The sequence below is a fragment of the Pantoea sp. X-Soil-MYKO-1785 genome, from assembly GCF_059730675.1.
Genome location: NZ_AP036000.1, coordinates 3,511,647 through 3,522,460 on the forward strand (window position 1 = coordinate 3,511,647; position 10,814 = coordinate 3,522,460).

Genomic DNA, 10,814 nt, shown 5'->3' on the forward strand with positions numbered 1-10,814 from the left:
CCCTTTATGCAGGAAGAATCCAGCCGTCATCGACGGCGACGCCGACGGTGTCATCCACCGCCAGTAATGCAGCATCGTTAAGCGTCAGCGACAGGCTGACATCCGGTTGATTGAGGGGACGCAGATTGATCTGGTGGTAGCCGCCGCGGAAGATAATCCGCTCGACGCGGGCGGCAAACTGACGTTCACCGCTATCCGCCAGGCGGAAACTGACGTTATGGAAGCTGGCTTTGCCGTGCGGTAGCGGACGCTGCTGAAGCGAGCAGCGCAGCAACACCCGCAGCCCGCACAGCGTGGCGGTCGCCTTGCCCGGATCGAGCGGTTCAATATCGCTGACCGGCAGTACCCGTCCTTCATCAATAAAGGTGGCGACCATCTCGTTAGCCGGTTCGCGCCACAGGGTTTGCGGCGTGGCGAACTGCATCACTTTGCCGTGATCGAGCACCACGATGCGGTCGGCTAAGGCCATCGCTTCGCGTTGGTCGTGGGTGATATAGAGTAAGGTGGCACCACTGTGGCGGTGGAAGCGGCGGAACTCCTCTTCCATGGTGGCGCGCAGGTGAACATCCAGATTGGCCAGCGGCTCATCCAGCAGCACCAGCGTAGGCCGCGCCACCAGGCAGCGGGCCAGTGCCACGCGCTGGCGCTGGCCGCCAGAGAGGTCGGCCGGCCGGCGAGCGGCGAAGCGTTCCAGCCCGACCAGCGTCAGGGCCTGGCTGGTGCGCAGCTGGCGTTCGGCGCGTGCCACGCCGTTGACCTTCAGGCTGTAGGCGACGTTTTCCGCCACCGTCATATGCGGCCATAAAGCGTAGTTCTGAAACACCACGCCGAGATTGCGCGCTTCCGGCGGCAGATGCAGTCCGTCAGCCGCCACCCGCCGCTCACCGATGCTGATTTCACCGCTGTCGAGGGTTTCAAAACCCGCCAGCAGCCGCAGCAGCGTGGTTTTGCCACAGCCCGACGGCCCGAGAACCGCGACAAACTCGCCCTGGTTAATCTGTAACGAAATCGCATCCAGTACCGGCTGCGCCCCGAAGGCTTTGTGCAGTCCGGTTAACGAAATTGCCGCCATCTTACTCTGCCCCTGCCGTTAACGTTCCGGGCAAAACGTTACGACAGTTTGATGACAGCCCGGTGACAGTCAGGCCTGATGATGGCAGCCGAACGGGCGGTTACACTCCGGGAGGCATACGCCGCCGTTGCTGGCTTATTGCTGTGCGGTCAGCGCGGCAATCGGCTGCCAGATATCGGTCATGGCGCCCTCTTTGCCGGTAAACGGGTCCTGATGCGGCAGCGGAACGTTTTTGACCTGCGCCTGCGACGTTTTCAGCTTCGCTGGCTCATCCCGCAGCGTTTCCGGTGACATGCCTTGCGGATAAGCGCCAACCACGAGGAAATCTTCGCTGGCGCTGACCTGCCTGTGGCCGACGCCCGCCGGGATCAGTACCGCATCACCGGCACGCAGCGTCACCATCCGGCCGCTGTCACCGCCAAACAGCACTTCTGCCCAGCCCGCCGCCACACCCAGCAGTTCGTGGGTATTCGGGTGATAATGGGTATAGGGAAAGATCGGATAGCGCCAGGCTGGCGGCCAGCCGTGTTGTCCGAAGGTGGTTTCAAACCACGCAGCGATATCCTCTTCTTCATCCGGCGCCACGCGCGGCCAGATAATCAGGGGTAACGGGTTATTTGGCACGCCGCCCGACGGGCTGGCGAGCATCAGGTGCTGGGGATTGTCAGAAGCCCCGGCAGAGAAGGTGCCCGCGGCGAACGACATCAGCAACATCAGACTGGAGGATTGAACAGTCATACAGGTTCTCCGGTTTTTTTCTAAGTGTGGCAAAGCCCGGCCACAATGCAATGTGCGCCAGCCAGCACAATTAACATAATTAACTGATATTGCTAACTAAAGCCAAATGTGTCGTTAACAATGTTGCGACGCCATAGCACAGCGGTTGAGGATGGTGGTTATCACTGCACGAAATTGTTGCAAAATGTCAGGCGGCGGGCGCAGTGATGAGGGCAACTGTTATATAAAAAGTGCACAAATCTGTTTCTGATATTCTTGACTGTTATCTGTTCTAATCGCTAACAGATGACAGTGAGGTAAAAAAATGGACGCCATTAAACAAATCCTGATCGATGAGATCGCCACGCTTAACCGCGAAGAACGTCGCGACAATCGGCCGCGCTTTAGCCTCTCATTTCTGAAAAACCATCCCGGTCTGTGGGCGGTGATGTACCTGTGCTATGGCCTGTGCGTCGCGCTGATCTTCACCACTGAGATGCTCGGCTGGCCGGCCTTCTGGTTTGCCACCGCGTTCGTGCTGGTGATGAGCTTTTTGATGCTGCTGGATATCAATCCTAAATACCGTTTCGAAGATATCGATGCGCTCGATCTGCGCGTCTGCTACAACGGTGAATGGTATTACGTTCAGCCGGTTCCCGAGCACGCGGTGTCACGTATCCTGTCGCTGCCGGAGACGCCAGAGCGGGTTAAAAGCGGTATCCAGCGCCTGCTGACGCAAAAAGGCGAAGTCGATTTTTATGATGTCTACTACCTGACCTGGGGACATCAGGAAGCGGCGCGCGTCTGACCCTGCGCCATCAGCTTACCCAGCGTTTCAATCGCCGCCTCGGCTCGCGTATCCCACGGCCAGGCGGTATTGAGTCGAAAGCAGTGACTGAACTGCTCCCCCGCCGAAAATAACTGCCCCGGTGCAATACTGATCCCCTGCGCCAGCGCCTGCTGATACAGCTGGGTGGTGTTGATGCTGTCCGGCAGCGTCACCCACAGGAAATAGCCACCGCGCGCTTCGCTCAGCGTCGCCTGCGGCGGCAACACTTTCAGCAATGCCTGACGCACCATCTGCTGGCGCTTCGCCAGAATCTGTCGCAGCCGTTTCAGGTGGGTGTCGTAACGTCGGGTGGCGAGGAAGTCGGCCAGCGCCAGCTGCATCGGCGCGCTGGTAGAGAGGGTGCTCATCAGTTGCAGACGCTGAATACGCTGCGCATGCTGGCCGGCCGCCACCCAGCCAACGCGGAATCCGGCCACCAGCGACTTTGAGAACGAGCCACAGTGCAGCACGTTGCCCTGACGATCCCAGGCTTTAGCGGGCAGCGGCGGCGTGTCGCCTGCCCAGAGTTCAGCATAGACATCATCTTCAATCATCGGCACCTGGTAACGCGCCAGCAGTGCCACCAGCTGCTGCTTGCGCTCGGCAGACAGGGTGACGCCCAGCGGGTTCTGTAGCGTCGTCATCAGCCAGCACGCTTTGACCGGCCAGCGCTGCAGCGCCTCTTCCAGCTGCAGCAGATCGATACCGGTCTGCGCATCAACCGGAATCGCCAGTGCCTTGAGCTTCAGCCGCTCAATCGCCTGTAATGCGCCATAAAAGCTCGGCTGCTCAATCACCACATAATCGCCCGGCTCGGTTAACGACTGCAGGCTGAGGTTAAGCGCCTCCAGCGCGCCGCTGGTAATGACGATCTCATCCGGCGACAGGGTAATCCCCTGTCGCGCATAGCGTTGCGCCAGCAGCTGCCGCAGAGTGGCGTTGCCGGGCGGCAGATTGTGCAGCGCATCGGTCGGCGTCAGCTGATGGGAGACGTTGGCCAGCGATCGCATCAACTGGCGTTGCGGAAACAGTGCGGGATCGGGAAAGGCGGAACCAAAAGGAACGATGGCCGGATCGCGGGTCGCCTGCAGCACATCAAACACAAAGTCGTTGATATCGACCTGCTCACTGATGGTGACGCTGAGCGGTGCTGGCGCTAAGGCACGCGGCGCGACGTAGTAACCAGACTGTGGCCGGGAGACGATCCAGCCCTGACTCTCCAGCAGCTCGTAGGCGTGCAGCACCGTCATCAGGCTAAGCCCCTGCTGCGCAACCTGCTGGCGCAACGAGGGTAAACGGGTGCCAGGCAACCAGATGCCGGCCTCTATCTGCTGCTGAATCTCATCCATCAATCGCTGGTATTTCGCCACGGGTCGCCTCTCCTTTTCTACCCGCGAGACTTTACCATGCACAACGGTTAATGACAGGCCGGGCTTGCCACTTATCTTACCCGCGCCACGTCAGGCTGATACACCCTGGACCGCTAACGGCGATCCATCCGGCGTCTGCGCCGTGCCGATCGCCACTTTTTCATCGCCGACAAAATTAGCCAGTTCGTTGACCCGGTCAGGCGGGATCGGCTTACCCAGCAGATAGCCCTGCAGGGTGTTACAGCCGAGGCTGGTGAGAAAGGCCTGCTGCTCAGGCGTTTCCACCCCTTCCGCCACCACTTTCAGCTGCAGCGACTGCGCCAGCGCCACAATCGCCGAAACGATGGTGGCATCTTCGCTGTGATGCTGCAGCTCATTGACGAACGCCCGATCGATCTTCAGCTCGCTGGCCGGTAAACGTTTCAGGTAAAGCAGGCTGGAATAGCCGGTGCCAAAGTCATCAATCGAGGCTTTCACGCCAAGCTTGGTCAGCTCGGTCAGGATACGCACGCTTTCATCAGGATCGCGCATAGCGGTGGTTTCGGTCACCTCCAGCGTCAGCAGCTCTGGCGGGATCTCATGCTGCGCCAGCGCCCGGGTGACGGTCTCCACCAGGTTGCTCTGTTCAAACTGCAGCGCCGAGAGATTCACCGCCACCGACCAGTGCGGGTGGCCCTGCAGGTGCCACTGTCGCAGCTGGCGGCAGGCTTCGTTGATCACCCAGTTGCCGATGCCGACGATCATCCCGGTTTTCTCCGCCATCGGTAAAAACTGGTCCGGCGTCAGCAAACCGCGTTGCGGATGCTGCCAGCGCAGCAGCGCTTCAAAACCGAGGATCGGCCCGCGCGGCGCACAATATTTAGGCTGATAGAACAGGCGCAGCTCGTGGTTATCCAGCGCCTGCCAGAGATCGTTATTGAGCTGTAGCTGGCTCTGTGCCAGCAGGTTCATCGACGGCTGGAAGAAGGTGTAGCCGTTACGTCCGTTGTTTTTGGTGTGATACATCGCTGCATCGGCGTTGAACATCAGTTCACGTTCATCCTCGCCGTCGCCCGGATAGACCGCAATCCCGATACTGAGCGACACCACCAGTTCATAACGCGAGATATCAAATGGACGATCGACCGCTTTCACCAGCTTATCGGCGACCGCAGCCGCATCGTTGGGATCGTCAATCTCAATCAGCAGCACAAACTCATCGCCGCCCAGTCGCGCCAGGGTGTAGTAGCCGTTCATTTGCTGGCTCATCCGCTCGGTGACGCCTATCAGCAGATTGTCGCCAATATGGTGGCCAAAGGCGTCGTTGACCGCCTTAAAGCCATCCAGATCCATAAACATCAGCGCAAACTGCGTCTGCTCCCGATTCGCCTTGTTGATCGCCTGCTCCAGCCGATCCTCCAGCAGGATGCGGTTCGGCAGGCGGGTCAGGTTATCGTGCAGCGCCAGCTGGGCCAGTTCGCGGTTCGCCTCCGCCAGCGAACTGGCCAGAATCGAGGTGCGCGCCTGCATGCGGGCATCCAGCATCGACACCAGCAGCGTAATGCCGAGGATTGAGATGGTAACTACCGTGACCAGAATCGCCAGCCAGTTACTGTTGACGCCGTGGGTGGTCGGGTGGCTGTGCAGCGGAAACTCTGCCGCCATCATGCCGGTGTAGTGCATGCCGGCAATCGCCGCGCCCATTACCACCGAGGCGCCGATACGCAACAGCGTCACCCGGCCGGTCTGGCCTTCGCGCAGGTTAAAGGCCAGCCACAGCGCCGCGCCGGAAGCCGCCAGCGCGATGACCACCGACACGGCGATCCAGTGCCAGTTCCAGACAATACCCGGTGAGAACATCAACGCCGCCATGCCGGTATAGTGCATGGCGACCACGCCGCTGCCGAGGATCAGCGCACCACCCATTAACCGCGGTAACGGCAAATCACCGTTGCACACCAGCCACAGCGCAAAAATAGAGGCGCAAACCGCAATGCCAGCCGAAAAAGCCGTGAGCCCGGCGTTGTAGCTCATCACCATTTCCATATTCATCGACAGCATGCCGATGAAATGCATCGCCCAGATGCCGATGCCCATGGCAAAACCGCCGCCGAACAGCCATACCAGCGCTACTTTGCCGGTTGAATGCACCACCCGTCCCGCCATGTCTAATGCGGTAAACGAAGCAAGCATCGCAACAAGAATCGAAACGATGACGATAAAAGAGTCGTATGAGGTCACTAACATAGTGCATTCCCGAGAAAAGCCGTGCCAGCAGCTGGGTAGTAGGAGTAAGAATCAGGGATTGTGGTGTTGTATACATTATCGGCAGCACCTGCGGGTTAATTAACCCGTCACGATACATGTTTCCGATTTGTTCAGGCGTTAAAACCTATCGTCATGCGCCGCTCAGCCGGGGCACCGGCGTCGGCAGGCTGAATTCGCCGACCCGATCGGCCGGGGTCGGCTTGCCCAGCAGGTACCCCTGCAGGGCGTCAAATCCGAGGCCGGTCAGTAAGCGCTGCTGCTCTTCCGTCTCGACCCCCTCCGCCACCATCCGCAGATTCAGGCTTTGAGCCAGCGTCAGCATCGCGGTCACCACCGTAGCATCTTCGCTGTCGGGTCGCAGACAGTTGATAAAGCTGCGGTCAATTTTCAGCTCACTGGCATCCAGATGTTTCAGATGCAGCAGGTTAGCGTAGCCGATACCAAAGTTATCGATCGCCACACTGACGCCAGCCTGCTGTAATTCACCAATACGCTGCTGACTGAAGAGCGGATCGCGCATGGCGATGGCCTCGGTAATCTCCAGCATCAGCGCGCCCGCCGGGAGTTGATGGTGCGCCAGCGCCTGGCTGATGGTCGTCAGCAGATCGCGTTGATGAAACTGCAGGGCTGACAGATTTACCGAGACGGTCCAGTCGCTGTGCCCCTGATTATGCCAGATCTTCAGCTGACGACAGGCTTCATTAATCACCCAGTTACCGAGCGCAACAATCTGGCCGGTCTTTTCCGCCCGCGGCAAAAACAGGTCTGGCATCAGCAAGCCGCGCAGCGGATGCTGCCAGCGCAGCAGCGCCTCGAAGCCCATCAGCAGGCTGCCGCTGGAGCGAAATTTAGGTTGATAGAACAGCCGCATCTCCTGGCGTTCAATCGCTTTCCACAGATCGTTCGCCAGCTCAAGCTGATGCTGGGTCGCGGCGCTCATCGCCGGTTCAAACAGGCACCAGCCGTTGCGTCCGTTATGTTTGGTGTGGTACATCGCCGAGTCAGCATTCAACAGCAGCTCCTGCCTGTTGCGACCGTGCCGCGGGAAGATAGCGATACCGGCGCTGAGCGACACGTGCAGCGAGTAGCGGTCAAGCTCAAAAGTGACATCAATCACCCGCACCAGCTGTTGCGCCAGTTGGGTAGCGGCGCTGACATCGTAACCTTCCGCCATCAGCACAAACTCATCGCCGCCGAGGCGTACCAGCAGTATCGCCTCGCTGAGCTGATTGCGCAGCCGTTCCGCCACCGCAATCAGTAACCGATCGCCGACGTGATGTCCCCAGCTATCGTTGACCGCCTTGAAGCCGTCGAGATCCATGTAGATCACCGCAAAGTGGCTGTCATTCAGCGTGGCCTGCTTAATCGCCAGATCCAGCTGTTGCTCCAGCATCACCCGATTGGGCAGCGCTGTCAGGGTGTCATGCATCGCCAGCTGGCGCAGCTCCTGATTAGCCCGGTTAAGCCTGGCGGTCAGCCGCGCGGCGCGTAGCTGTGCATCCAGCATCGAACTCAGCAGGGTGACGCCCAAAATGGTGAGCGTAATCAGGGTGACCCACACCGCCAGCCCCTGATTGCTGACCCCGTGATGCTGCATGGCGCTGAGGTGACTGAACTGCGCCGCGGCCATGCCAACATAGTGCATCCCGGCGATGGCAACCCCCATCACCAGCGACGCCAGCCCGCGCATGATCAGCAGGTTGTATTCTCCCTGCCGCAGATGAAACGCCAGCCACAGCGCGACGCCGGACGCGACAAACGCAATCAGCATCGACAGCGCCACCAGCGGCCGGTTCCACCCGGGCTGCGGCGAAATCAGCAACGCATGCATGCCAAGATAGTGCATTACCACCATGCCCGCGCCGAGGATCAGGCTGCCGCGCAGCAGTCGACGCCGGGTCAGCTCGGCTCCGCTGACCGTCTGACTAAACGCCAGCATTGAGGCGATAATCGCCACCAGCAGCGAGATAATGGTCAGCCGGACGTCGTAACGCAGCGTCATCGGCATCATCATCGCCAGCATGCCGATGAAGTGCATCGCCCAGACGCCAATGCCCATCGCGGTTCCGCTCACCAGCAGCCAGAGCCGGGCGCACCAGCCACGGGACGCCGCCACCCGCCCCGCCGTGTCCAGCGCAGTGAAAGCAGCAATAAACGCGACGATCAGCGAAGCGCAGACCAGAACGCCATCCCAGGAGACCTGTAGCATGTGTAACTCCTCACCACCCGCTGGTAAACGGGCACTGTGTAAAGCCTGAAAAAACATTCTGAAAACACCCGTGGGTGAAAGTTATTTAGCGCCAGGGTTGATGTTGTCTTGACGTCCTGGCAACGCGCGACCTGCTCAGGGCAGCCGGTTATCACTGGCTGCTGTTGAGCAGTAAAACGTTATTTTGTCTGATTGGTGCAAGAACATATCACCGAAGCAGAAAGGACGATAGAGGGCAGGAAAATTATGATTTTCGTTTTCCTTTCTCGCTGTCACGCCTTGCTGTTACTGGGTTATCGGCGCTGAAGGCAATTTGATTAATGAAAAATAACTGCGCGTAATTAGCGTGACGCTTTAACTGTTCTATAGTAAATAAAACTGATATAAATCATTTAGCTTAAGTCAGCGATGTTTCTCAGGACGCTGGCATTACTTACATCATTGTGATTATTTTCTTTATTTTGGGTTGAACCGTTAAATTAACACCGGGTGAAAAAGCACTGACTCTGGATAATCGGTAAGGAATGATTATGAAACTCAAGCTTTTTCTTTTGGCCGCTGCGGGCATCTCCACAGCACTTCCGTCATTAACGCTGGCGGCGACCACCTCGGGAACCATCAATGCGACCCTGACGCTGACCACCGGTTGTCTGGTTAACGGTCAGTCAGCCACCGCCGGGGTTAATTTCGGTACCTTAAACTTCGGTAGCAGCGCGGCAACCTTTGATACCCTGAACGCCACGCTGGTCGGCGCGGCGGGTAACGGCATCTTCGTCCGTTGCACCACCGGTCAGGACTATAACGTGGTGGTTACCAGCAGTAATACTGCGCCCGCCACCGTCTATGGTACGGCCTCCACTTCACCGCGCTATCTGGTTCTGGGTTCTGATAACGCCCAGGGAATCGCCTATACGCTGTATAGCGATGCCTCCTTTACCACGGCGATTGCCAATAACACGCCAATTGCCGCCAGCGGCACCACCGATCCGACCTTAGGCACAAACTATGCCATTTACGGTCGGGTCATCGGCGGTGGTTTCAATCCGCTGATCCCGGCGGGCACCTACACCGATACCATTAACGTCGCCGTGAACTATTAACTGCATTCGCGGGTGAATGTGGGTGGCTGTCACGCGGTCCTGCCTGACGATTGTACGCGGTCTGTCCCTGCTGATATGGAGCGTTAGCGCCTGGAGTCTGCCGACCAGCACATTCCAGGTAACCGCTTCGATTGTGGCAGGCTGCGTGATATCCGGTACCAATACCGGCGTTTTTGGCACGCTCAATTTTGGCTCCCAGTCGGGGGTGGCAACCAGCGTTGTCAGCGCCAGCTATGTGCAAAGCACCACCCTCAACCTCGCCTGCACGCCAGGCACCACGCTGAGCATGAGCATTAATCAGGGCAATAACTACACCACGACGCGCAACCTGAAACTGCCGAACTTCAGCAATACCGTTCCTTATACGCTTTACAGCAACGCCAGCCGCACCACGGTGATTCCGGTGAATCAGGCGGTGCCGCTGAGCTACAGCAATGCCAATAACATTACGCTGCCGATTTATGGCCAGCTACAACTGCCGGGTACCGCGCGCGCCGGCGTCTATAGCGACACTCTGACCGTCACCCTGAGCTGGTGAGGCGATATCAACAACAAGGAAACCACGATGAAGTCACTGCGCGCCCTGCTATTACTGATCGGCACCAGCTTGCTGCCGCCGGCCTTTGCCGCCAACTCGGTGATGATCTGGCCGATCGATCCGGCCATCAACCCGGCGGAGAAGGCCAGCGAGTTGTGGCTGGAGAATCGCGGCAACACCACCACCATGATGCAGGTTCGGGTCTTCAGCTGGCAGCAGGTCAATGGCCAGGAGCAGTACCAGACGCAGCAGCAGGTGGTCGCCAGTCCACCGATGGTGCGGATGGAGCCCGGCCAGAAGCAGCTGGTCCGGCTGATCAAGCAGACCCCGCCGGCTGCCGGTCAGGAGCTGGCCTATCGGGTGGTGCTGGATGAGATCCCGACGCCGCGCCAGCCGGGCGAAAACCAGGCCGGCCTGACCTTCCAGATGCGCTATTCGGTGCCGCTGTTTGTCTATGGCGATGGACTGAACACCGACAGTGCGCACCCCGACCTCAGCTGGCAGACGCTCAGCGAAGGCGGCAAACGCTGGTTACAGCTGACCAACCGCGGCAACGGGCATGCCCGTCTCAGTAACGTCAGTATCGGCGGCCGCAAGCTGGGCGAAGGCTTATACGGTTACGTGCTGGCTAACAGCACCTATCGCTGGCCGCTGAACGCGGCGGTCAACGGTGAACTGGTGGCGGAGGTGAACAAGAACCCGTGGCGCAGCGCTGCCCTAAAGTAAGCGCCG

At 59.1% G+C, this 10,814-nt stretch carries 9 protein-coding genes; 4 read left to right on the plus strand and 5 right to left on the minus strand.

Going from position 1 to position 10,814, the window contains the following annotated elements; genetic code table 11:
• Positions 1-4: 4 nt before the first annotated feature.
• The gene (locus AC6I8D_RS16590; RefSeq protein ID WP_312053068.1) at positions 5-1,072 is read right to left on the minus strand and encodes an ABC transporter ATP-binding protein; all 1,068 of its coding nucleotides are present in this window, start codon (positions 1,070-1,072) and stop codon (positions 5-7) included.
• Positions 1,073-1,207: 135 nt separating this feature from the next.
• Entirely contained in the window at positions 1,208-1,810 is a 603-nt protein-coding gene (locus AC6I8D_RS16595; protein ID WP_031377796.1) for a cupin domain-containing protein, read from the minus strand.
• Positions 1,811-2,114: 304 nt separating this feature from the next.
• Here AC6I8D_RS16595 and AC6I8D_RS16600 point away from each other — a divergent pair, with 304 nt between their 5' ends.
• Complete coding sequence (locus AC6I8D_RS16600; RefSeq protein ID WP_312053069.1) at positions 2,115-2,597, plus strand: YlaC family protein; 483 nt, start codon at positions 2,115-2,117, stop codon at positions 2,595-2,597.
• On the opposite strand, the gene AC6I8D_RS16605 is transcribed toward AC6I8D_RS16600, so the two are convergent.
• From AC6I8D_RS16605 to AC6I8D_RS16615, 3 genes are all read right to left on the minus strand, one after another.
• Complete coding sequence (locus AC6I8D_RS16605) at positions 2,576-3,988, minus strand: aminotransferase-like domain-containing protein (protein ID WP_312053070.1); 1,413 nt, start codon at positions 3,986-3,988, stop codon at positions 2,576-2,578. The genes AC6I8D_RS16600 and AC6I8D_RS16605 overlap by 22 nt on opposite strands.
• Before the next feature lie 90 nt (positions 3,989-4,078).
• Positions 4,079-6,214, minus strand: coding sequence for a putative bifunctional diguanylate cyclase/phosphodiesterase (locus AC6I8D_RS16610; RefSeq protein ID WP_312053071.1), 2,136 nt, complete (start codon positions 6,212-6,214; stop codon positions 4,079-4,081).
• A 151-nt stretch (positions 6,215-6,365) separates the two neighbouring features.
• Positions 6,366-8,444, minus strand: coding sequence for a putative bifunctional diguanylate cyclase/phosphodiesterase (locus AC6I8D_RS16615; RefSeq protein ID WP_497820495.1), 2,079 nt, complete (start codon positions 8,442-8,444; stop codon positions 6,366-6,368).
• 530 nt (positions 8,445-8,974) lie between these two features.
• Here AC6I8D_RS16615 and AC6I8D_RS16620 point away from each other — a divergent pair.
• The 3 genes from AC6I8D_RS16620 to AC6I8D_RS16630 are packed head-to-tail and all read left to right on the plus strand — an operon-like array spanning position 8,975 to position 10,808.
• Positions 8,975-9,544, plus strand: a complete 570-nt coding sequence (locus tag AC6I8D_RS16620) for a spore coat protein U domain-containing protein (protein ID WP_312053073.1) — start codon at positions 8,975-8,977, stop codon at positions 9,542-9,544.
• Positions 9,545-9,560: 16 nt separating this feature from the next.
• On the plus strand, positions 9,561-10,082 hold the full coding sequence (locus AC6I8D_RS16625) for a Csu type fimbrial protein (protein WP_497820496.1): 522 nt from the start codon (positions 9,561-9,563) through the stop codon (positions 10,080-10,082).
• Positions 10,083-10,109: 27 nt separating this feature from the next.
• Entirely contained in the window at positions 10,110-10,808 is a 699-nt protein-coding gene (locus AC6I8D_RS16630; RefSeq protein WP_312053077.1) for a fimbrial biogenesis chaperone, read from the plus strand.
• Positions 10,809-10,814: the final 6 nt, after the last annotated feature.